This window comes from Amycolatopsis sp. NPDC088138, assembly GCF_044741685.1.
In the GTDB taxonomy this organism is placed as follows: domain Bacteria; phylum Actinomycetota; class Actinomycetes; order Mycobacteriales; family Pseudonocardiaceae; genus Amycolatopsis.
The window spans coordinates 607791-628956 of sequence record NZ_JBIUTB010000006.1 but is presented as its reverse complement, the minus strand read 5'-3'; the positions used below and the strand labels follow the sequence as shown (position 1 = coordinate 628956).

The 21166-nt window shown below is 71.1% G+C and carries 22 protein-coding genes; 11 read left to right on the top strand and 11 right to left on the bottom strand.

Going from position 1 to position 21166, the window contains the following annotated elements:
- Window positions 1-87 precede the first annotated feature (87 nt).
- The 5 genes from ACIOD2_RS34885 (at window position 88) to ACIOD2_RS34865 (ending at window position 4997) form a co-directional block, all read left to right on the top strand.
- Window positions 88-981, top strand: coding sequence for a ParA family protein (locus ACIOD2_RS34885; RefSeq protein ID WP_400547946.1), 894 nt, complete (start codon window positions 88-90; stop codon window positions 979-981).
- Window positions 982-984: 3 nt separating this feature from the next.
- Window positions 985-1788, top strand: a complete 804-nt coding sequence (locus ACIOD2_RS34880) for a DNA-formamidopyrimidine glycosylase family protein (protein ID WP_400547943.1) — start codon at window positions 985-987, stop codon at window positions 1786-1788.
- 123 nt (window positions 1789-1911) lie between these two features.
- A complete protein-coding gene (gene add, locus ACIOD2_RS34875) occupies window positions 1912-2958 on the top strand; it encodes an adenosine deaminase (protein ID WP_400547940.1) in 1047 nt (348 codons plus the stop codon).
- 369 nt (window positions 2959-3327) lie between these two features.
- Complete coding sequence (locus tag ACIOD2_RS34870) at window positions 3328-3888, top strand: GNAT family protein (RefSeq protein ID WP_323331424.1); 561 nt, start codon at window positions 3328-3330, stop codon at window positions 3886-3888.
- 65 nt (window positions 3889-3953) lie between these two features.
- On the top strand, window positions 3954-4997 hold the full coding sequence (locus tag ACIOD2_RS34865; protein ID WP_400547937.1) for a quinone-dependent dihydroorotate dehydrogenase: 1044 nt from the start codon (window positions 3954-3956) through the stop codon (window positions 4995-4997).
- Here ACIOD2_RS34865 and atzF read toward each other — a convergent pair.
- The 7 genes from atzF to rimO form a co-directional block, all read right to left on the bottom strand.
- Window positions 4963-6717, bottom strand: a complete 1755-nt coding sequence (atzF, locus tag ACIOD2_RS34860; RefSeq protein WP_400547934.1) for an allophanate hydrolase — start codon at window positions 6715-6717, stop codon at window positions 4963-4965. The genes ACIOD2_RS34865 and atzF overlap by 35 nt on opposite strands.
- A 446-nt stretch (window positions 6718-7163) precedes the next feature.
- Window positions 7164-8168 (bottom strand): hypothetical protein, encoded by a 1005-nt coding sequence (locus tag ACIOD2_RS34855; RefSeq protein ID WP_400547931.1) that lies wholly within the window; start codon window positions 8166-8168, stop codon window positions 7164-7166.
- A 32-nt stretch (window positions 8169-8200) separates the two neighbouring features.
- The gene (locus tag ACIOD2_RS34850) at window positions 8201-9046 is read right to left on the bottom strand and encodes a PspA/IM30 family protein (protein ID WP_400547928.1); all 846 of its coding nucleotides are present in this window, start codon (window positions 9044-9046) and stop codon (window positions 8201-8203) included.
- A 242-nt stretch (window positions 9047-9288) separates the two neighbouring features.
- The gene (locus tag ACIOD2_RS34845) at window positions 9289-9756 is read right to left on the bottom strand and encodes a helix-turn-helix transcriptional regulator (protein ID WP_323331429.1); all 468 of its coding nucleotides are present in this window, start codon (window positions 9754-9756) and stop codon (window positions 9289-9291) included.
- Between the two features lie 98 nt (window positions 9757-9854).
- On the bottom strand, window positions 9855-10316 hold the full coding sequence (locus ACIOD2_RS34840) for a CinA family protein (RefSeq protein WP_323331430.1): 462 nt from the start codon (window positions 10314-10316) through the stop codon (window positions 9855-9857).
- Window positions 10317-10318: 2 nt separating this feature from the next.
- A complete protein-coding gene (gene pgsA / locus ACIOD2_RS34835; protein WP_400547923.1) occupies window positions 10319-10978 on the bottom strand; it encodes a CDP-diacylglycerol--glycerol-3-phosphate 3-phosphatidyltransferase in 660 nt (219 codons plus the stop codon).
- Complete coding sequence (gene rimO, locus ACIOD2_RS34830) at window positions 10975-12411, bottom strand: 30S ribosomal protein S12 methylthiotransferase RimO (protein WP_400547920.1); 1437 nt, start codon at window positions 12409-12411, stop codon at window positions 10975-10977. The genes pgsA and rimO overlap by 4 nt, the downstream gene beginning before the upstream one ends.
- An 87-nt stretch (window positions 12412-12498) precedes the next feature.
- Between rimO and ACIOD2_RS34825 the strand changes: the two genes are divergently transcribed.
- The 3 genes from ACIOD2_RS34825 to ACIOD2_RS34815 all read left to right on the top strand — a co-directional run bounded on the left by ACIOD2_RS34825 (window position 12499) and on the right by ACIOD2_RS34815 (window position 14276).
- Window positions 12499-13017 carry an amino-acid N-acetyltransferase gene (locus ACIOD2_RS34825; RefSeq protein WP_392762851.1) on the top strand — a complete coding sequence of 173 codons (519 nt, stop codon included), beginning with the start codon at window positions 12499-12501 and terminating at the stop codon, window positions 13015-13017.
- A gap of 157 nt (window positions 13018-13174) precedes the next feature.
- Window positions 13175-13609: a phospholipase gene (locus ACIOD2_RS34820; protein WP_400547917.1), complete on the top strand. Its 435-nt coding sequence runs from the start codon at window positions 13175-13177 to the stop codon at window positions 13607-13609.
- 46 nt (window positions 13610-13655) lie between these two features.
- Complete coding sequence (locus ACIOD2_RS34815) at window positions 13656-14276, top strand: nitroreductase family protein (protein WP_400547914.1); 621 nt, start codon at window positions 13656-13658, stop codon at window positions 14274-14276.
- Here ACIOD2_RS34815 and ACIOD2_RS34810 read toward each other — a convergent pair.
- From ACIOD2_RS34810 to ACIOD2_RS34795, 4 genes are all read right to left on the bottom strand, one after another.
- Window positions 14269-14679 carry a hypothetical protein gene (locus tag ACIOD2_RS34810; protein WP_400547911.1) on the bottom strand — a complete coding sequence of 137 codons (411 nt, stop codon included), beginning with the start codon at window positions 14677-14679 and terminating at the stop codon, window positions 14269-14271. The two genes, ACIOD2_RS34815 and ACIOD2_RS34810, sit on opposite strands and share 8 nt — an antisense overlap.
- A gap of 41 nt (window positions 14680-14720) precedes the next feature.
- On the bottom strand, window positions 14721-15215 hold the full coding sequence (locus ACIOD2_RS34805) for an RloB family protein (protein ID WP_400547908.1): 495 nt from the start codon (window positions 15213-15215) through the stop codon (window positions 14721-14723).
- Between the two features lie 65 nt (window positions 15216-15280).
- A complete protein-coding gene (locus tag ACIOD2_RS34800) occupies window positions 15281-16498 on the bottom strand; it encodes an ATP/GTP-binding protein (protein ID WP_400547905.1) in 1218 nt (405 codons plus the stop codon).
- A gap of 86 nt (window positions 16499-16584) precedes the next feature.
- The gene (locus ACIOD2_RS34795; protein ID WP_400547902.1) at window positions 16585-19065 is read right to left on the bottom strand and encodes a DNA translocase FtsK; all 2481 of its coding nucleotides are present in this window, start codon (window positions 19063-19065) and stop codon (window positions 16585-16587) included.
- Window positions 19066-19191: 126 nt separating this feature from the next.
- Here ACIOD2_RS34795 and ACIOD2_RS34790 point away from each other — a divergent pair, with 126 nt between their 5' ends.
- The 3 genes from ACIOD2_RS34790 to wrbA all read left to right on the top strand — a co-directional run bounded on the left by ACIOD2_RS34790 (window position 19192) and on the right by wrbA (window position 21139).
- On the top strand, window positions 19192-19998 hold the full coding sequence (locus tag ACIOD2_RS34790; RefSeq protein ID WP_400547899.1) for a lysophospholipid acyltransferase family protein: 807 nt from the start codon (window positions 19192-19194) through the stop codon (window positions 19996-19998).
- A gap of 118 nt (window positions 19999-20116) precedes the next feature.
- Entirely contained in the window at window positions 20117-20461 is a 345-nt protein-coding gene (locus ACIOD2_RS34785) for a hypothetical protein (protein WP_400547896.1), read from the top strand.
- A 60-nt stretch (window positions 20462-20521) separates the two neighbouring features.
- On the top strand, window positions 20522-21139 hold the full coding sequence (wrbA, locus tag ACIOD2_RS34780; protein WP_323331440.1) for an NAD(P)H:quinone oxidoreductase: 618 nt from the start codon (window positions 20522-20524) through the stop codon (window positions 21137-21139).
- Window positions 21140-21166: the final 27 nt, after the last annotated feature.

Here is a 21166-nt window from a genome sequence, read left to right as displayed (position 1 = left end):
TGGTCCCTTCGGGTGAACAACCCCGTGGGAGCGATCACGACGGCTGGCCCGGTGGCCCCTCTGGCCCTCACCCGTAGGCTGGACACCGTGCACACGGTCGCCGTACTCAGCCTCAAGGGAGGCGTCGGCAAGACGACGGTCGCCCTCGGTGTGGCCTCCGCCGCCCTGCGTAGGGGCACGCGGACCCTGGTGGTCGACCTGGACCCGCAGGGCAACGCCACGACCTCGCTCGACCCGCCCTACACCGACGCGACCCTCGCTGACGTGCTCGAGGACCCCACCCGCGAGACGCTGACCCGCGCGATCGCGCCGAGCGTCTGGAGCGAGGACGTCGACGTGCTCGTCGGCGCCGAAGAGCTGGAACTGCTCAACGACCCGGACGCGAGCAGCGAGCGGCTCGCCAACTTCTCCCGGGCGCTGGACGAGCTGCACCGCGAGCCGCTGCGCGAAACGCCGTACGAGCTGGTGATCCTGGACTGCCCGCCGTCGCTGGGCCGGCTGACGAAGTCGGCGCTGGTCGCCGCGGACAGCGCGCTGATCGTCACCGAGCCGACGATGTACGCCGTCGCCGGGGCCCGCCGGGCGCTGGAGGCGATCGAGAACATCCGCAAGGAGCTCAACCCGGACCTGCGCCCGATCGGCGTGCTGGTGAACAAGCTGCGCGTGCGCTCCTACGAGCACCAGTTCCGGATCGCCGAGCTGCGCGAGAACTTCGGCCCGCTGGTGATGCCGACGGCGATCACCGACCGGCTGGCCGTGCAGCAGGCCCAGGGCGCGTGCAGCCCGATCCACGAGTGGCACTCCCCCGGCGCGCAGGAGATCGCGCTGACGTTCAACATGGTGCTGGCCAAGATCCTGCGCTCCAATCGCGCGGGCCGCCACCGCGTCCACGGCGAGGAGCCCGAGGGCCCGGACTGGCCCGAAGGCCCGGCGCCGGAGACCGAGGCGGCGCCGGCCGAGGTGTCCGAATCCGCGGGGTGAGCCGTGCCCGAAGGTGACACCGTGTTCCTCGCCGGGAAGCGCTTCGCCCAGGCGCTGGCCGGGAAGACGTTGCTGCGCGGGCAGTTCCGCGTGCCGCAACTGGCCACTGTGGACCTCGCCGGGCGCGACGTCCTCGGTGTCGGCACGGTCGGCAAGCACCTGTTCACCCGCTTCTCCGGCGACCTGACGCTGCACTCGCACCTGAAGCTGGACGGCTCGTGGGACGTCTACCCGGCCGGCGCGAAGTGGCGCAAGCCCGGCCACCACGCCCGCGTCGTGCTCACCGCGGCCGACGTCCAGGTGATCGGCTTCCGCGTCCACGACCTGCAGCTCCTGCCCACGGCGAAGGAACACGACCTCGTCGCCCACCTCGGCCCGGACCTGCTCGATCCACAGTGGACGGACGAGCACCAGGCCCGCGCGGCGGCGGCGCTGGCCGCCGACCCGGACCGCGAGCTGGGTCTCGCCCTGCTCGACCAGCGTGTCATGGCGGGCATCGGGAACCTCTACAAGTGCGAGATGTGCTACCTGCTCGGGGTGACACCGTGGACGCCGGTGTCCGAAGTGGACGCCGCGACGACGGTCATGCTCGGCCGGAAGCTGCTGATCGCCAACGCCTGGCGCTTCGAGCAGTGCACCACCAACGACCTCACGCGCGGCCGCCACACCTGGGTCTACGCCCGCGAACGCCGGGGCTGCCTCCACTGCGGCGGCCGCGTCCTGGTGCGCACGCAGGGCCACGACGTCCAGCGGCGGCCCACGTGGTTCTGCCCGAAGTGCCAGTCCGGCCCGGCTCCCACGAGCTAAGCTGGCCCGGTGACGTCGTTCAAGCTCCCGCTCTACGGGACCGACACCGAACGCGGCGACCTCGCTCCCTGAGCCGCCCGCGCAGCCACGTCACCTCACCCGCACGTCCCAGGGAGTTCCGTCATGCCCGAAATCCCGGCCGGGCCGGCGCTGCGCGCGTTCGCGCGCGCCCTGCCCAAGGTCGAACTGCACGTCCACCTGGTCGGCTCGGCGAGCCTGCCGACCGTCCTCGAGCTGGCCCGGCGCCGCCCGGAAGCCGGTGTCCCCACCGGAGAACGCGAGCTCGCGGCGTTCTTCACCTTCCGCGACTTCGACCACTTCCTCACGGTCTACTTCGCGGTCACGTCGCTGGTGCGCGACCGCCACGACGTCCACACCCTGGTGGCCGGCCTGGCCGCCGACCTCGCCGCGCAGAACTGCCGCTACGCCGAAGTCACCGTGACGCCGTACAACCACCTCCTGGACGGCATGCCCGGCGACGACCTGCTCGCCGGCCTGGAGTCCGGCCGGGCCCGCGCGGCCGAACTGGGCGTGGAACTGGCGTGGTGTTTCGACATTCCCGGCGAAAAGGGCACCAAGGCCGGCGCCGAAACCCTCGTGTTCGCGCTCCGCGAACGCCCCGAAGGGCTGGTGTCCTTCGGGCTCGCCGGACCCGAACTCGGGGTCGGGCGGGCGCAGTTCGCGCCGTTCTTCACCCGCGCCAGGGAAGCCGGGCTGCACAGCGTGCCGCACGCCGGCGAGACCACCGGCCCGGCCACGATCTGGTCCGCGCTGCACGACCTCGGCGCCGAGCGGATCGGCCACGGCACCAGCTGCGCCGCCGACCCGGCGCTGCTCGAACACCTTGCGGCGCAACGGATTCCCCTCGAAGTCTGCCCGACGTCGAACGTGCGCACCGGCCAGGTCGCCTCGGTCGCCGCGCACCCGGTGCGGCGGATGCTCGACCACGGTGTCGTCGTCACGCTCAACACCGACGACCCGCCGATGTTCGGCGCGACGCTCACCGGCGAGTACGTCGCCGTGGCCGAGACGCTGGGCCTGACCGCGGCCGAGCTGGCGCGGCTCGCGGAGAACGCCGTCGACGCGTCCTTCCTCGGTGACGCACCGAAAGGGGTCCTGCGGCGTGAGATCCGCCAAATGACGTTGCCGGGTACCGCGAACTTCGTTTAGCGTGGCGGTACACGAGAGAGGAGGTGGTCCTAAGTTGTATTCCAACAGGACTCGTGAGGTGACTGTCCGCTAGCGGATGGTACGAGATGGGACTTTGAGCAGCGATACAACGGAGCCACCTTCGGCTCATCGCCTGCTTCCCGTGCTTGCCTGATAGCGAATACCAGGCAGTCACCGGGCCTCCAGGGTTCCCGGGCACCGGTCCGGCCCGGGCTCGAGCGTTTGACGGCGTTCGAGAGACCCCCTGGAGGCACCCCTAAACCGCTCATTTGTGCAGGTCACGCCACCGATCGGCGGCGGATGACCGCCCGGCGATCCGATTTCGCGGTTCTCTCCCCCGAACGGCGTATCCGTGGCTAGCCTGTGAACATGCTCAGGCCCGACTACCCGATCACCACGGAACGCCTGCTCCTGCGCCCGTTCACGCCCGACGACCTCGACGCGCTGAACTCCTTCCAGTCCCGCTCGGACGTCGCCCGCTACCTGTACTGGGGTCCGCGCAGCCGCGCCGAATCGGCCGCCGCGCTCGCGAAACGGGTGCACAGCTCGACGTTGACGAAGGAAGGGCAGTTCCTGGCCGTCGCGGTCGAGCTGGCTTCGACCGGGCAGCTGATCGGCGACCTGAACCTCGAGTGGCTGAGCAGCGAGCACCGGCAGGGCGAGATCGGGTTCGTCTTCCACCCCGACCACCACGGCAAGGGCCTGGCCGCCGAGGCGGCCACCGAGCTGCTGCGCCTGGGCTTCGAAGACCTGGGGCTGCACCGGATCATCGGCCGCTGCGACGGCCGCAACACCGCCTCCGCCGCGCTCATGGAGCGCCTCGGCATGCGCGAGGAAGCGCACCTGAGGGAGAACGAGATCGTCAAGGGCGAGTGGACCGACGAGCTCGTCTTCGGGATGCTCGAAGACGAGTGGAAGGCCCGCGAGTAGTGGGCCCGTTCACGCCCAGGTGACGCTCCGGTCGCGCGTTCCGGGCGATTTGGCAGCATGAGGGCGTGCTCTTCGACAAGATCGTCCGCCCGGCGCTGTACCGGCTGTCCTACCACGACCCCGAGCTGGTGCACGAGCGCACGATCGGCGTCCTCTCCCGCCTCGGCAAGGCCGCTCCGGCGCTGAGCCGCCTCTACCGCGTCGACGACCCGGTGACCGTGCTGGGCCTGCGGTTCCCCAACCGCGTCGGCCTCGCCGCCGGGATGGACAAGAACGGCCGCGCGCTGCCCGCGTGGGCGGGGCTGGGCTTCGGCTTCGTCGAGGTCGGCACCGTGACGCGGCTGGCGCAGCCCGGCAACCCGAAGCCGCGGCTGTTCACCCTCCCCGAGACCGACGCGGTGATCAACCGCATGGGCTTCAACAACGACGGCGCCGAGGCGCTCGCGGCGAAGCTCGCCCGCGACGGCAAACCCGGCGTCCCGCTCGGGATCAGCATCGGCAAGTCGAAGCTCACCCCGCTCGATGACGCCGTCGAGGACTACCGGTTCTCGCTGCGCGCGCTGCACCCGTACGCCGACTACTTCGCGATCAACGTCAGCTCGCCCAACACACCCGGCCTGCGTCAGCTGCAGGACCGCGCGGCGCTGGCCGAGCTGCTCGGCGAGCTGCGGTCGACCTCCGTCGCGCTCGCCGGCTCCGGCACGCCGACGCCGGTGCTGGTGAAGGTCGCGCCCGACCTGACCGACGACGCGCTGGCCGAACTGCTGGAGGTCTGCCTCGAGCACGGCGTCGCCGGGATCATCGCCACGAACACGACCCTGTCCCGCGACGGCATCGTGGCCGCGGAAAGCAGCCTGGCCGGACAGGCGGGAGGACTGTCCGGCCGGCCGCTCACCACCCGCGCGGCCGAGGTCGTGCGGTTCGTGCACGACCACACCGGCGGGAACCTGCCGATCATCGGCGTCGGCGGCATCCTCGGCCCCGACGACGCCGTCCGGCTGGTGGACGCCGGGGCGTCCCTCGTGCAGCTCTACACCGGGTTCGCGCTGCACGGGCCGGGGCTGGTGCGCCGCGTCAGCCGGGGGCTCGCAGCCCGGCCGTGGACGTGAAGCGCACGTAGCCGCGCCAGGATTCGTAGCGTTCCAGGCCAGGGGCCGTTGCGGTGGCGTCCTTTTCGCACCGGACCGCCAAGACTCGCGTCCCGTCCTCGAGCTCCACACGGGCCAGCACGAACGGCTCCGGCAGCGTCGCGGCGAACCGGCCCAGCGCGGCCGGGGACAGCCGCCAGCGCTCGCCGTCGAGACCGCTGCCGTCGGCGTCCTCGAGCACGCCCGGCTGCGGTGGTTCGGTCGCCAACAGGACCATCCGGTAGCGCTCGGCGGTCCGGACCGGGCCGGTGAAACGGGCGCCCAGCTCGGTGAGCCGGCCGTTGAGCGGCTGGCCGCGCAGGTGCGCGCCGAACACGACGAGGTCCTCGCCGGGCTCCGGGTAGTGCGTCATCGGCTCGTCCGTGCAGACGGTGGCGAGGTCGAGGGCGATCTGGTCCTCGAAGGCGCGTGTCACGAAGGTGACGCCGAACGGGCGGCGGTCGCCCGGCAGCATCGGGACGGTGACCGCGGCCAGGTCGAGCACGTTCACGAACGAGCTGTAGGTGGCCAGGCGGTGGCTGACGCCGATCGGGTCGGCCAGCGCCTCGGCGAGGTCCGGGTGGTCCGGCACGGTCGGCACCAGCAGCGCGTCGAAGCCGTCGAGTGCCTGCGCGGCACGGACCTTCAGCTCGGCGAGCCGGTGTTTGTCGGCGGCGAACGCGTGCGCGGTGTGCCCGCCCGCCCCGTGGACCAGTGCGGCGACCGTCGGATCGGCGTCGGTGGGGTCCTTGCCCAGGAACTCGCCGATCACGGCGTAGCTCTCGGCGTCCAGCGAGCCGGTGTAGACCAGTTCGCCCGCTTCGCGGAAGGCGTCGAAGGCGATCGGTTCGACCACCGCTCCCGACGCCACCAGCCGCGTCACGGTGTCCTGGAAGGCGAGCCGGGCCGCGGCGCTCAGCGGAGCGAGGCCGGCCCGGTCCGGGACGGCGATCCGCGGGTGGTCGCCGGCGCCGAGGCGGACGTCGGCGGGCCAGGCGCGGGTGCCGGGGTCGACGCCGTCCGGGCCGGTCATCAGGGCGAGCGCCCGGCGGCCGGCGGCGAGGCCGGTCGCGAAGACGGAGACGGCGTCGTAGGAGCGGGACGTCGGCAGGACACCGGTCATCGGCAGCAGGCCGAGGGTCGGCTTCAGCCCGACGACGGCGTTCAGCGCGGCCGGGATCCGGCCGGAGCCCGCGGTGTCGGTGCCCAGCGCCAGGTCGACGATGCCGAGCGCGACGGCGACGGCCGAGCCGCAGCTGGAGCCGCCGGCGACCTTGGTCCGGTCCCAGGCCGCGGACACCGCGCCGTACGGGCTGCGGGTGCCGGTGAGGCCGTAGCCGAACTGGTCGAGGTTGGTCTTGCCGAGCACGACCGCGCCGGCCGACGTGAGCCGGGCGACGACGGTCGCGGAGGTTTCCGGGACCCGGCCGAAGGACGGGCAGCCCGCGGTGGTGGGCTGCCCGGCGACGTCGATCACGTCCTTCACGGCGATGACGGTGCCCGCCAAGGGCAGGACTTCACCCGCCTTCACCCGCTCGTCGACGGCCTTCGCGTCGACGAGGACGTCCTCGATGGCGCGCAGAGTGGTCCAGAGTTCGGGGCGGTCGACCTCGGAGACGCGCTCGAAGGCCGCGATCACGCGCTGGGACGCGGTGGGTGGGGTCGGCGGGGCAGGGTCCTGGTCCGGCGGGAGCGTGTTCACGGGGCGTCCTTTCCTCGGCGGATCGAGAAAGTCCACTGTGTACGGACGGCGCCGGCGAACCTCAGTGCACGGAGAGCCTTCCGTCGAGTGCCACCACTGCATGCATGACAGAAACGTTAGATCGTGCACGTTTCCGTCGCCATCAGTTTCCGATTACGCGCGTGTTTCGGAACCAAGAGGTGAACAGGCGGCGACGCCGGGGGGAAACGCACGATCACGCACGCCGCGTGACGACGGGCCGCCGGAGCAGGGTGACGGCACCCGGATGGCAGAGCGGGGCACCTGAACGGCGCAGCGGCGCGGCTTTCCGCGTGATCGGCGGGCCGAAACGTGTGACGGAAGGGTCGACACGTGTGATTGGACAGTCGACACGCGAGTGTGGACGGTCCCCGACCCGGAACTCACCCGGTCACGCGAGCCGACCCTTCGGGTACGCGAGCCAGCCGTTACGAGAGTTCGCGGAGGGCCATGGCCAGGCCGGCCAGGCGGTCCGTGGCGTCGGTGAGGGCCTGTTTGGACGTGACCAGGCCGTCACCGGCGGCGGCGACCGTGTGGCCGGCCGCGGCGACCAGGCCGCCGTAGCCTTCGAGGCCGTCGTCGAGCTGTTCGCGGAGCTTGGCGACCGCCGCGTCCAGCGCGCCCTGCTCGCGGGCCGGGGCGGCGTTGCGGCCGCGCTCGATCGCCTGGATGCGGGCCGCGAGGCCGCGCAGGGCGGCCGCGGCTTCGTTCGCGGTCTGGCGGGCGTCCTCGACGGACACCCCGGAAACCGGCGTGGTGCCCACCGACGACGGCACCGACAGCTGGCGCAGCAGCTCGGCCAGCGACGCCTCACCCTCGGCGAGGCGTTCCATCGGCTCACGCGCCGCCGAACCGGCGGGCGGCAGCGGTGGCGGGCCGGCCGGCGCGGACGGCAGCTGGACGCGGTTGAGGGCCCGGAGCTTGACCCCGGACCGGACGCTGAAGGTGCCGAACACGACGGCTCCGGCGAACGCCATGATCGCCTGCGGCATCATCGCGGCCCCGGTGGCGCTCATCCAGCCGACACCGGCGGCCACGGCGAGCACCCCGCACAGGATCGTCAGCAGGATCCACAGGGTGAGCGCGCGCGACGTCCGGCGCTTGCGGCGTTCGAGCTTCGCGGCCGGTTCGTTCCACCGGGTCCACTTGGCCCGCGCCTCGGCGAAGGCCGGGACCTGGTTCGCCAGCGACGTCACGTCCGGCATCCGCGGCACCGGTGTCCGCGGCCGCTGCAGCGGGTTCGGCCGCGGACGCTGGTAGGACGGCCGGGCCGTCCCGGGCTTCCCGCCGGCCTGATCGGCCGGCGGGAAGTACTTCTGGACCTTCTGGAGCTTCTCCTGGGCGCGCTGGGCGTATTCGGGCAGCTTCTCGATGTGCTTGTCGAGCTTGGCGCTGAACTCGCTGAAGTCCCGGCCTCTGCCTTGCTGTCCCATGCTCGCCCCCTGGATCGACTCCGGCCCCGGCGTCAGGCCGGGTTCTTGCCCTGCTCGGCCTGCACGCGCGCCTGGATCTCACGCTGGATGTCGGCCGAGCTGCTGGCCGGCTTCTGGGCCGCGGCCCCGCCGCCGTCGGTCACCTGGGCGACCGAGTCGCCGCGCATCGACGCGCGGATCTGCTCGAGCCGCGACTGCCCGGCGAACTGCGTGGTGGAGGCCTGGACCTCCATCATGCGGCCCTGGACCGAGTTCTGAGCGAGCTCCGCTTGACCGAGGGCCGTGGTGTAGCGCTTCTCGATCTTGTCGCGGACCTCTTCCAGCGACGGCGTGTTGCCCGGCGCGGCCAGCTGGCTCATCTGGTTCAGCGAAGCGGAGACCTGCTCCTGCATCTTCGCCTGCTCCAGCTGCGAGAGCAGCTTGGTGCGCTCGGCCAGCTTCTGCTGCAGCATCTGCGAGTTGCGCTCCACGGCCTTCTTGGCCTGGGCCGCGGCCTGCAGCGACTGGTCGTGCAGCGTCTTGAGGTCCTCGATGTTCTGCTCGGCCGTGACGAGCTGCGTCGCGAAGCTCTCCGCGGCGGTCTCGAACTCGGTCGCCTTCTGCTCGTCACCCTTCGAGCGCGCCTCGTCCGCGAGGACGAGGGCCTGCCGGGTCGAGGCCTGCAGCTTCTCGACGTCGCCGAGCTGCCGGTTGAGCTTCATCTCCAGCTGACGCTGGTTGCCGATCACGGAGGCGGCCTGCTGCGTCAGCGCCTGGTGGTTGCGCTGCGCCTCCTCGATGGCCTGCTGGATCTGTACCTTCGGGTCGGCGTGCTCGTCGATCTTCGACGAGAACGCCGCCATCATGTACTTCCAGAACTTCACGAACGGGTTGGCCATCTCCTCCGCCTGCCTTCTTGCGTCCCACGGGCCTTGAGTACTCGGGGTGGGGCGTCGCTCCCCTGCTGATGCAACGCACCGACCCCGGCGTTGGGTTCCATCGTGTCAGGTCGGCCACGTCCATTCCAGGCGACCCCGGGGGATTTCAGGGTTCGTCCCTGATCACCCCGGTATCCCCACGCGAACGGCCCCGGGCGCGTTGCCCGGGGCCGTCGTCGTGTCCGATCCGTGATTCTTCGTCTCTATGCCGCGATCGTCGAGGCCAGCTTCGGCTGCCCGATCGTCGTGCGCAGCGTGGTGTTCATCCGCGGCGCCGGCGAAACCCGCAGGTCAGCGAGGTCGTTGCCGATCAGCTCGGACATCAGGCGGCCGCCTTCGATCCCGGCCGCCGTGGCCTTGGCACCGCGTTCGGGCAGCTTCTCCCGGGCCGCGCCTTCCACGATCCGCTCGTCGACCGGTGCGACCTCGACGTTGTCGAGGGCCGAAACGTCCGCCGCCACGTTGTGCAGCAGTTCGCCGAGCGGAAGGTCCAGGGCCTGGCAGATGGACGCGAGCAGCTCGCTCGACGCTTCCTTCTGGCCTCGTTCCACCTCGGAGAGGTAGCCGAGGCTGACCCTGGCGGCGCGGGAGATGTCGCGCAGCGTACGACGCTGGTTGGTGCGGGCATGACGGAGCCGATCACCGATCGCCTCACGCAACAGCACGGTCATCACGCGCCTCCCTTCCGTACAAGTACCCCCTACGTTACCCAGAGCGGCGCCCCGGGCGCAGGATTTGGGTGCCCGTACGCCAAGGGCGAACGCCCGATTCACGCCAGATGTTCCCCGAGCAGGGCAAACGCGGCGCGGACCGACTCGGTCCTGATCAAGTCCCGGTCGCCGCTCAAGGCCAGGGTACGGACTGTGCGTGTCCCCGGCCCGTCGAGCCCTACGTGCACAGTGCCCGGGGCGACCCCGTCCTGGGCCGCCGGGCCGGCCACGCCGGTGAGCCCGAGCCCCCAGGTCGCGCCGCAGCGTTCGCGGGCGCCCGCGGCCAGCTGGGCCGCGACCTCGGGGTACACGGCGCCGTGCTCGGCCAGCAGCTCAGGGTCGACCCCGGCCAGGCGTGTCTTGAGTTCGGTGGCGTAGACGACCAGGCCGCCACGCAGCACCGCGCTCGCGCCGGGCACCCGGGCCAGGGTGGCGCAGACCAGCCCGGCGGTCAGCGACTCGGCGGCCGCGACCGTCTCGCCCCGGGCCCGCAGCGCCGCGACGAGGGCCTTCTCGTCCACGCTCAGCTCCCGGTGACGCGGCGCCCGGCCGCGCGCAGGCGCACCGCCCGGACCAGGTAGTCGACGCCGGTCACGACGGTCAGCACCAGCGCCAGGCCCATCAGCGCCCAGCGCACCGGGTCGGCGCCGGCCGGCAGCGGCAGCAGGTAGGCGGTGATCGCGGCGATCTGGGCCAGCGTCTTGGCCTTGCCGCCGCGGCTGGCCGGGATGACGCCGTGGCGGATCACCCAGAAGCGCAGCAGGGTGACGCCGATCTCGCGGACGGCGATCACGATCGTGACCCACCAGCCGAGCTCGCCGAGGATGCTCAAGCCCACCAGCGCGGCGCCGGTCAGCGCCTTGTCCGCGATCGGGTCGGCGATCTTGCCGAAGTCGGTGATCAGGCCGTACTTGCGGGCCACCCAGCCGTCGAGCTGGTCGGTCGCCGAAGCGACGGCGAACAGCCCGGTGGCGATGGCGCGCCAGGTCGTGTCGACGCCGTCGCCGGTGAACAGGGCCGCGATGAACAGCGGCACCAGCACCAGGCGCGAGAGCGTCAGCAGGTTCGCCAGGTTCAGGGTCGGCACCGGGGTCGGTTCGGGAACCTGCGCGGGCGCGGGTTCCGCGGCCGGCGTGGCGTGGGCCAGGCCCTCGTCCGCGGCGTCGCTCGGGAGCGCACTCACCGGTCGGCGTCCGGTGACGCGCGGACGATCAGGTCCACCCCCGCCGAGTCGACGACCTCGCACCGGAGGAAGTCGCCGACCTGCACCTTCTCCGGCGCGTCGAGGATGATGCACTCGCCGTCGACCTCGGGGGCCTGGTGGGCGGCGCGGCCGGTGAGCTCGCCGTCGTCGTCCAGTTCGACCAGGACGTCGACGAAGGTGCCGATGCGGTCCTCGGCGCGCTGCGAGGTCAGCTCCTCGACCAGGGCCGAGATCCGGGTGACCCGGCGGCCGACCTCTTCCTCGTCGAGCTTGCCGTCGAAGCCCTCGGCTTCGGTGCCGTCCTCGTCGGAGTAGCCGAAGACGCCGACCGCGTCGAGCCGGGCGCCGGTGAGGAAGCGCTCCAGCTCGGCCAGGTCGTGCTCGGTCTCGCCGGGGAACCCGACGATCACGTTGGTGCGGATGCCGGCCTCGGGCGCGTACTCGCGGATCTGCTCGGTCAGCGCCAGGAACGAGTCGGTGGAGCCGAACCGGCGCATCCGGCGCAGCACCTGCTCGCTGGAGTGCTGGAAGGACAGGTCGAAGTACTCGGCGACCCCCGGCGTGGTCGCGATGGCCTTGACCAGCTGCGGGCGGGTCTCGGCCGGCTGCAGGTAGGAGACGCGGACGCGCTCGATGCCCTCGACTTCCGCCAGGCGCGGTAGCAGCCGCTCCAGCGCGGTGGCGCCGTCGCGGCCGAAGTCCTTGCCGTAGGACGTCGAGTTCTCGCTGACGAGGAACAGCTCCTTGACGCCGTGCTCGGCCAGCCACATCGCCTCGGCGACGATCTCGTCCGGCTGCCGCGACACGAAGGAGCCGCGGAACGACGGGATCGCGCAGAACGAGCAGCGGCGGTCGCAGCCGGAGGCGATCTTCAGCGCGGCCACCGGCGAGTCGTCGAGGCGCGTGCGCAGCACCCGCGGGCCCCAGCCGTGCTGCGCGTGGCCCGGGACCTCGACGTTCTCGGCCGCGGCGGGCCGCTGGACCGGGCTGATCGGCAGCAGCTTGCGGCGGTCGCCCGGGGTGTGCGAGGCGACCTTGCGCCCGGCGACGACGTCGTCGAGGCGGTCGGAAAGCTCGGCGTAGTGGTCGAAGCCGAGGACGGCGTCCGCCTCGGGCAGGCTGTCGGCCAGCTCGTGGCCGTAGCGCTCGGCCATGCAGCCGACCGCGACGACCTTCTTGCCCGTGTCGGAGGCCGCCAGCAGCGTGTCGACGGAGTCCTTCTTGGCCGACTCGACGAAGCCGCAGGTGTTGACCACCACGACGTCGGAGTCCTCCGGATCGGCCGCCAGCTCCCAGCCGCCGGCCGCCAGCCGGCCCGCCAGCTCCTCCGAGTCGACCTCGTTGCGGGCGCAGCCCAGGGTCAGCAGGGAGACGCGTCGGGTGGCGGCAGGTTCCGTGGTGGGAGAAGGCACGACGTTCAGGGTAGCCGCCGGGCCCGCGCGGCCCGACGACGGCGTAGCCCGGTCGTGTCGCCCCGCCTCCGGGGGCGTGTGGTTGAGTTGACGATCGTGCCGTCCGACTCGCCCCGCCCGACCGTCCGCCGTGCCCGGATCGCCGACATCCGCAAGATCAAGGCCCTGGTCGACGCGGACGCGGGCCGCGTGCTGCTGGAGAAGGACCTGGTGACGCTCTACGAGGCGGTCCACGAGTTCTGGGTCGCCGAGGCGGCGGGCGAGGTCCTCGGCGCGGCGGCCCTGCACGTGCTGTGGGAGGACATCGCCGAGCTGCGCACCGTGGTCGTCGACAAGGCCGCCCGCGGCCAGGGTGTCGGGCGGCTGCTGGTCGCCCGATTGGTCGACGAGGCGCGTGAGCTCGGTCTCAAGCGGCTGTTCGTGCTGACCTTCGAAACCGGCTTCTTCGCCGGGCACGGCTTCGTGGAGATCGACGGCACCCCGGTGTCGCACGAGGTCTACGAGGAGATGCGGCGCTCGCACGACACCGGCGTCGCCGAGTTCCTCGACCTGCCCTACGCCAAGCCGAACACCCTGGGCAATTCGCGCATGCTGCTCGAGCTCTGAACCCCGGTGTCAACCCCGATCACCTGAACGATTCACACGCGGTACCCCTGCTTCGAGAAGAATTTTCCGAAACCCTTCTTTCGGGCGGTGACGCGCGCCACCCGAAGCCTGAAGCTGGTCTGGAATCGTCCTTCTGATCAGCAAGGGAACGAGAACGATGCGCACGACACTGCGGAACCTGGGGGCCACCGTGGCGGTGGCCGTTTCTGTCGGCGGGGGCGTCCTGATGGGCGCCGGCACCGCGGCGGCCGTCGACATCCCGACGGTCACCGACCAGTACCTCTTCCACACCTCGCTGTCCGGCTTCGAGTCGACGCGGGCCCAGCAGCCCTACAACGGCCAGCTCGACTGGTCGTCCGACGGCTGTTCCTGGTCGCCGGACACCCCGTTCGGCTTCCAGTTCCTGCCGGGCTGCCACCGGCACGACTTCGGCTACCGCAACTACAAGAAGCAGGGCCGCTTCACCGAGACGACCCGCAAGACGATCGACGACAACCTCTACAACGACCTGAAGAGCGTCTGCGGCTCCAACGTGGCCTGCAAGGGCACGGCCTGGACGTACTACCAGGCCGTCCGCAAGTTCGGCGGCTGATCCCGTTCCCGGCCCGGGCCGCCGCGGTCCGGGCCAGGATGGGGTCATGGAGATCGATCACCTGCTGAGCACCACCCGCGCCGTCCGGCGAAAGCTCGACCTGGGCCGCCCGGTCGAGCCGGCGGTCCTCGAGGAGTGCCTGAACCTGGCCCTGCAGGCCCCGACCCCGGGCAACGCCCAGGCGTGGCGCTGGCTCGTCGTGCGCGACCAGGACGTGAAGGAACGGCTCGGCGCGCTGTTCCGCGAGGTCGGCGAGGCCTACCTGGCGGGCCGCGAAGCCGCCGGTGAAGCCGGCGCGAGCCGGGCGCTGGCGTCCGGGCGGCACCTGATCGACGTCATCGAGCGGGTCCCGGTGTTCGTCATCCCCTGTCTCGAGGGGCTGCCCAGCGGCAAGAACGCGACGGATGCGGCGTTCTACGGCGGCATCTTCCCGGCGGTCTGGAGCTTCCAGCTGGCCCTGCGCTCCCGCGGGCTGGGCTCGACCCTCACGACGTACCACCTCTCGCGCGAGGCGGAGGCGGCGGAAATCCTCGGCGTCCCGGACGGCTTCACGCAGGTCGGGCTGCTGCCGGTGGCGTATACGACGGTCCCGGACTTCAAGCCGGCCGCGCGCCTCCCGCTGTCCGAGGTCGCCTTCCTGGACCACTGGGGCGCGCCGCTCAGCTGACCCGGACCGTGGCCTCCTGGCCGTCCTCGCTCACCGACACCAGCTCGACCCGGCTCGCGGCGAACGACGTCGCCTGCGGGCCGGTGCGCGGGCCGCTGTGCAGCTCGGCCGTGGTGCTCTCACCGCGGCCGGGCTCGCTCAGCACGAACGCAAGGGACGCCTCCCCCTGCCAGACACACGTCATGTTCGGACGGCACCGCGAATCGCTGACCACGCGGACGTACCGCACGGTCAGGTCCTTCCCCTGCACGGCGGCCTCCTGGCCGGCGTGGAGCGTCACCTCCGCCCCGGGCGCGGTGCTCACGGTCGAGGACGCGGCGTGCCCGGAAGCGGCCGAGCTCCCGGCACCCACCACGACGACCACGAGGGCGAACACTCCGGCTGCGATGCGCTGCAGGTCCATGCGCTCAGGACGGAACGACCCCGGCGGCGGGTTGCACCGGGCTAGCCGATCTTCTCGACGAGCAGGCCCACCTGGGTGGACGGATTGCGGGTGTGACCGGCTTCCGGATGCCGGGCTCGCTCGACCGCCGCGGCGACGCCGTGAACGTAGTCGCCGAACGTGAGCGCCGACTTCCGGTAGCCGGGGACGTGCTTCAACAGTCGCTTCTCGACGTCGCCGTAGCAGGTGAGCGGGGCTGCACATGCCTCGAAGTGGAGGAGCAGCCAGTACTCGAAGCAGGGGTTCGAGATCGCCAGGCGCACGTCCAGCTGCCGAGCCGCCGTCACCGCCTTGTCGAGGTCGAACTCGTCGACGTCGACGACACACCACACTTCGTCGTACCCCGCCCCGGCGCGGCTTCCGAGATCGGCGGCGTACTTCACGACGGCCGCGGGATCCGCCGCTTTCGACTTGATCTTGATGGTGATGGCCGGGTTTCGCCGCGACCGCTTCAGCCCGTCGAAATAGGCGGGCTCAGTCGCCTTCGCACCGCACACGACGAGGATTGACCGGTGCGGTTCCCGAAACGGCGCCCGCCGCCGACCGGTGTTTTCGCGACGGTTCATCGGCTGCGCAGCGCCTCCGCGAAATCGCCGAGCACCGGCACGGCACCGTAGCTGCCCGCCAGGTAACGCCGTTCGGTGTTCTGGTCCTTGCGCGGCTTGAAGTCCGAGAGCGGGTAGAGACTGCTCGCCCCTTCGGCGTCCCGGTCGACGAACCAGATCTGGTCCCGGTCGAGCACCTGCTCGCCGAGCATGGTCCCGAGCAGGCTGGTGTCGTGCGTGGTGAAGATCAGCTGGGCGCCCTTGGTGTTCAGCTCGGGATCCTGGAACAGGCCCACCAGCTCGGCCGTCAGCAGCGGGTGCAGGCTGGCGTCGATCTCGTCGACCAGCAGGACCCGCCCTTCGTCCAGCGCCAGAAGCACCTGGGGCAGAAGACCGATCCAGTTGCGCGTCCCCGACGACTCGTCGTCGAAGTCGAAGGGCTCACGAGCGCGCCCGTGGAGCAGTTTGAGTTCGAGGCCGAACTCTCCCGTGAACCGGCGAGCCGAATCGCGCCGCTCCGCCACGACGACGTCCACGATGCCGACATCGGCCGCGCCGAGGAGCGACACCATGCGCTGCCGGCTCTCCGGATTCCGGAGGAGGTAGTCGCCGACGGCCCATTGCACGAAGCCCGAGTCGAACCACCCGCCGCTCAGGCCGTTGACCAGGAGCCCGGCGGAGAACCACCGGTAGACCGGCATCAACGGGCCGAGTTCGAGCCGGTCGCACACGCTCAGGAACAGCGCTGCCGGCCGGATCAGCTCTTCGAGGACGTCGAGCTTCGGCTTGCTGTCGGCCACCGTGGTACCGAACTTGATGACCCCGCGGTCGCGCTCGAAGACGACTCGCTTCCGCTTCTCCGGGTAGGAGTAGAGCCATTCTTCGACGATCTCGTTGCCGTCCAGGAGGAAGCCGTAGGTGTACGGGATGCCTTCGGCGATCAGTTCGAAGACGAACGTCGACGGGCGCGGCTCGGCGCGGGGGTAGAGCCGGAAGGGATCTTGCACAGCGACGATGTCATGACGACCGGCGGGGTTCGGGAGGTGCCGGTTCAGGACGGCGCCCATCACCAGGGTCATGGCCTTGAAGAGGTTCGACTTGCCGGAGGCGTTGGCGCCGTAGACCGCGGCCACCGGCACCGCGGGCCGCTCGTCGCCGGGCATCGCCGGCATGAGCAGCAGCTCCTGCTCGTCCCGGAACGAGCGATGGTTGCCCAGACGAAAGCTGCGCAACATCCCGAACACCTCCCTGGCGGAACTCCAAGCTGTTCTGTACCAGTAAACCGCACAGAACAGCCCGAAGCACCAACCAGGGCCGGTTTCTACTCGTCGTCCGGGTCCGAAGGCACCGAGTCGCCGCCGCGGATCATGAAGAGGACCGACTCCAGCTCCTCCGGCTTGATCAGCACGTCGCGGGCCTTCGAGCCCTCCGACGGGCCGACCACGCCGCGGCTTTCCAGCAGGTCCATCAGCCGGCCGGCCTTGGCGAAGCCGACCCGCAGCTTGCGCTGCAGCATCGACGTCGAGCCGAACTGGGACGTCACGATCAGCTCGGCCGCCTGGATCAGCACGTCCAGGTCGTCGCCGATGTCCGAGTCGATTTCCTTCTTCTCGCCGGCCTTCTGCGCGGTGACGCCGTCCTGGTAGTCCGGCTGCGCCTGCTCCTTGGCGTAGTTGACGACCGCGGAAATCTCCTCGTCGCCGACGAACGCACCCTGGATGCGGACCGGCTTGCCCGCGCCCATCGGCAGGTAGAGCGCGTCGCCCATGCCGATCAGCTTTTCCGCGCCCGGCTGGTCGAGGATGACCCGCGAGTCGGTCAGCGACGACGTCGCGAACGCCAGCCGCGAGGGCACGTTGGTCTTGATCAGGCCGGTGACGACGTCGACCGACGGCCGCTGCGTGGCCAGGACCAGGTGGATACCGGCCGCACGCGCCTTCTGGGTGATCCGGACGATCGCGTCCTCGACGTCGCGCGGGGCGGTCATCATCAGGTCGGCGAGCTCGTCGACGATCGCCATGATGTACGGGTACGGCCGGTACTCGCGCTCGGACCCGGGCGGCGCGGTGATCTCGCCGGACTTGACCTTCTTGTTGTAGTCGTCGATGTGCCGGACTTTGTTGACCTGCATGTCCTGGTAGCGCTGCTCCATCTCCTCCACCAGCCAGGCCAGCGCGGCGGCGGCCTTCTTCGGCTGGGTGATGATGGGCGTGATCAGGTGCGGGATGCCCTCGTACGGCGTCAGCTCGACCATCTTCGGGTCGATCAGGATCATCCGGCACTCGTCCGGCGTCGCCCGCGCGAGCAGCGACACCAGCATCGAGTTGACGAAGCTCGACTTACCGGAACCGGTCGAACCGGCGACCAGCAGGTGGGGCATCTTCGTCAGGTTCGCGGTGACGAAGTGGCCCTCGATGTCCTTGCCGAGGCCGATCACCATCGGGTGGTTGTCCTTGACCGTGGTCGGCGCGCGCAGGACGTCACCCAGTCGGACCATCTCGCGGTCGGAGTTCGGCACCTCGATGCCGACCGCGGACTTGCCGGGGATCGGGGCCAGCAGCCGGACGTTGTCGGTGGCGACGGCGTAGGCGATGTTCTTGGTCAGCGCGGTGATCTTTTCGACCTTGACGCCCGGGCCGAGCTCGACCTCGTACCGCGTCACCGTCGGGCCGCGGGTGAAGCCGGTGACCTGCGCGTCGATGCTGAACTGCTCCAGCACGCCGGTGATCGCCTCGATCATGGCGTCGTTGGCCTTGCTGCGGGACTTCGGCGCGTCGCCGAGCTTCAGCAGGTCCGGCGGCGGCAGCTGGTAGTCGCCTTCCACCGTCCGGGTGACCGCCATCGGTGGCTCGACGGCCTTCTTCGGCTTCTTTTCCGGCACCTCGGCGGGCGGCTTGGGCAGCGCCTTCGGCGGCTTGATCGGCGTCGGCATCTCGGCCAGCGCGGCGTCGAGGTCCAGCTGCTCGGGGTTCGCGTCGGCGGCCTGGCGGCGCCGCGACGGCTTGCGCAGCCGCGCGGCCTTCGGGTCGGCCTCGGTGACGGCGCCTTCGTCGGTCGCGAAGCCGGCACCCTGCTCGGCCTCGGCGATCTCCTCCTCGTCGAGGCCCCAGTTGCGCAGGCGCTGCGGGATCTCGCGCACCGGCGTGCCGGTGAACACGAGCACGCCGAACACGAGCGCGAGGATCAGCAGCGGCACCGCGACCCAGGTGGTGAGGCCCAGGGTGAGCAGGCCGCCGGAGAAGGCGCCGATGATGCCGCCGGCGTACATCCGGCCGTCGTTGGTGTCCGGGAGCGCGGTGAAGATGTGCAGCATCCCGAGCACGGACAGCACGACCATGATCGTGCCGACGACCATCCGCGGCCGGGTCTCCGGGTGCGGCTCGGACCGCATCAGGGCGACCGCGACCACGACCAGGACCAGCGGCAACGTGACGGCGCCCGCCCCGAGGACGGTCCGGGTGGCGATCTCGACGGCCGCGCCGATCGGGCCGGCCGCGCGCCACCAGACGCCGACCGCGGCGATGATGGCCAGGGCGATCAGGCCCAGCGCGAGGCCGTCACGGCGGTGCTCGGCCTCCAGCTCCCGGGTGCGGCCGACGGTGCGCGCCAGCGTCCCGATGCCCTTGGCCAGCAGGTTCCAGGTCCCGCGGACGCCCTTGCCGAACACCCCCGGCGTCTTGCGCCGCGGCGCCGGCTTGCGGGCGGCGGAGGTACGTGGCTTCGCCGGAGTACGGGGCTTGCGCGCCGCTGCTCCCTTCGCGCCGCTACCCGTACTTCGCTTCCTCGTCGCCGACCCAGCCATGCTCCAACGGTAACCGCCGAGGACGTTTCGTCACATGCGCCACTCTCAGCGCATCGTGAACTTCTGCCTCACAGCCGGGGCATGAGGGGCCATCCGGGTGAAATCGGCGTCTGACATGCTCTGCGCATGTTCGCGCTGCGCACCGACGACTCGTCCCGCCGTGCCCCGGCCATCTGGCGGACCATGCTGAACATCGACCGCGGGCTGGTGAACCTCGTCGGGCGCCTCACGGTGACCGGCCGGATCCCGGCCCAGCTGCGCGGACGGCCGCTGCTGATGACCGCGAACCACATCGGCGTGTTCGACGCGTTCGTGCTGATGGCCGCGTGCAAGCGGATCGGCATCAACCCGGTGTTCATGCTGGCCGGCGGCATCCTGGACGCCCCGGTGATCGGGCCGGCGCTGCGCGTCAGCGGGCACCTGCGGGTGGACCGGAAGGTCGCGGCGACCGCCGTCGGGCAGTTCACCGAGGCCGTCGAGGCGCTGAAGACCACGCGCGAGCCGCTGATCGTCTACCCCGAGGGCCGTATCAGCCACGACCCGGGCCTGTGGCCGGAGCGCGGCAAGACGGGCGCGGCGCGGCTGGCGCTGGCGGCGAACGTCCCGGTGATCCCGATCAGCCAGTGGGGCGCGCACGAGGCCGTCTACTGGGGCACGGAGACCGTCAACGGCCCCGCCGACCTGGTCCCGCTGGCCCGCTCGGGCCTCAGCGCGCCGCTGCGCCGCCCGAAGTTCCGGGTGCACTTCGGCGACCCGGTCGACCTGTCGGACGTCGAGCCGTCCCGCCCCGGCGCGGGCGTGCGGGCGCACGCGAAGATCATGCAGGCGATCACGGACGGCCTGGTCCCGCTGCGCGCAGGCGAGCTCGACCGCCCCCGCTTCCACGACCCGACCCGGCCGACCGACACCGTCAGCCCCTGGAAGCCCCGGTAGCCCAGGTCCTGAGTCCCGCTCGTGGGCTCAACCGGCTCCGTGCCGCCGACGTGGGGACAGCGTTCCCGTCAGCGACACAAGAGGGGCTGGTTTCCATGCGAAGGATCGCGAAGGCCGCGTGTTCGGTTCTGGCCGTGCCAGCGGCACCCTCGGCGTGGGCGAACTGACGATCTTCTACAACACCACCAACGGCGGGACCAACAGCGCCTGCTTCTACCACCTCGGCGCCGCCCGCGGGGTCCCCGCGGACACCTACGTGCAGATCGACCGCTGTGTCGAGACGAGCGGCAAGGGCCAGCCGTGCACCGCGGACCGGTCGTCGAGCCCGGACGAGGGCAACTACGCCTACTACGCGGGTCCTCGCGGGGTGACCGGCACGGCGAACCGTTGCGTGGCCGCGTTCGGCTACATCGTGTGGCTGGGCTTCCCCCGCTACATCTACTCCGGCCGGCAGGGCTGCTGAACGCCGTCGCCCACGTCCCAGGATTCGGACGTGGGCCACGGCCCACCTAGAGTCGGGCCCGTGAGCACACGGATACTCGTCGTCTACTACAGCTCGACCGGGAACACCGCCGCCCTCGCCGAGGCGCTCGCCGCGGGGGCGGCCGAGACCGGGGCCGAGGTGCGGGTGCGGACCGTGCCGGAGACGGTGCCCGCCGAGTTTATCGCGCAGAACCGGCGCTGGCAGGCCTGGATCGACTCGGGTCCGCACCACGAGCTCGCCACGCTCGACGACCTCCTGTGGGCCGACGGCCTCGCCGTCGGCAGCCCGACCCGCTTCGGCGGGCCGGCCGCCCAGCTGAAGTCCTATTTGGACAGCACGGGCGGGTTGTGGGCGAAGGGAAAGCTGGCGGACAAGGTCGCGACGTCGTTCACCACCGCGTCGACTTCGCACGGCGGGCTCGAGTCGACGCTCCTGGCGATCAACAACGTCTTCTACCACTGGGGCGCGATCGTCGTGCCGCTCGGCTACACCGACCCGCACCTGATGGAGTCCGGCAACCCGTACGGCGGCTCGTTCGTCTCGCGCAAGTCGGCCGCGCCCGACGACCTGGCGCTCGGTGCGCTGCGGGTGCAGGGGCGGCGGCTGGCCACGATCACGACGCACGTCGCGACCGGGCTCAAACAGGACCAGGAGTAACCCGGAAAACCGCTTTGGTGGTGACCG

What these genes read in the sequence shown, in the direction of transcription:
- ACIOD2_RS34820 (WP_400547917.1), top strand. Translation starts at nt 13,175, where the DNA reads ATGCGCACGACACTGCGGAACCTGGGGGCCACCGTGGCGGTGGCCGTT.
- ACIOD2_RS34845 (WP_323331429.1), bottom strand. Translation starts at nt 9,756, where the DNA reads ATGACCGTGCTGTTGCGTGAGGCGATCGGTGATCGGCTCCGTCATGCC.
- ACIOD2_RS34870 (WP_323331424.1), top strand. Translation starts at nt 3,328, where the DNA reads ATGCTCAGGCCCGACTACCCGATCACCACGGAACGCCTGCTCCTGCGC.
- ACIOD2_RS34790 (WP_400547899.1), top strand. Translation starts at nt 19,192, where the DNA reads ATGTTCGCGCTGCGCACCGACGACTCGTCCCGCCGTGCCCCGGCCATC.
- ACIOD2_RS34815 (WP_400547914.1), top strand. Translation starts at nt 13,656, where the DNA reads ATGGAGATCGATCACCTGCTGAGCACCACCCGCGCCGTCCGGCGAAAG.
- ACIOD2_RS34795 (WP_400547902.1), bottom strand. Translation starts at nt 19,065, where the DNA reads ATGGCTGGGTCGGCGACGAGGAAGCGAAGTACGGGTAGCGGCGCGAAG.
- add (WP_400547940.1), top strand. Translation starts at nt 1,912, where the DNA reads ATGCCCGAAATCCCGGCCGGGCCGGCGCTGCGCGCGTTCGCGCGCGCC.
- ACIOD2_RS34800 (WP_400547905.1), bottom strand. Translation starts at nt 16,498, where the DNA reads ATGTTGCGCAGCTTTCGTCTGGGCAACCATCGCTCGTTCCGGGACGAG.
- ACIOD2_RS34810 (WP_400547911.1), bottom strand. Translation starts at nt 14,679, where the DNA reads ATGGACCTGCAGCGCATCGCAGCCGGAGTGTTCGCCCTCGTGGTCGTC.
- ACIOD2_RS34850 (WP_400547928.1), bottom strand. Translation starts at nt 9,046, where the DNA reads ATGGCCAACCCGTTCGTGAAGTTCTGGAAGTACATGATGGCGGCGTTC.
- ACIOD2_RS34855 (WP_400547931.1), bottom strand. Translation starts at nt 8,168, where the DNA reads ATGGGACAGCAAGGCAGAGGCCGGGACTTCAGCGAGTTCAGCGCCAAG.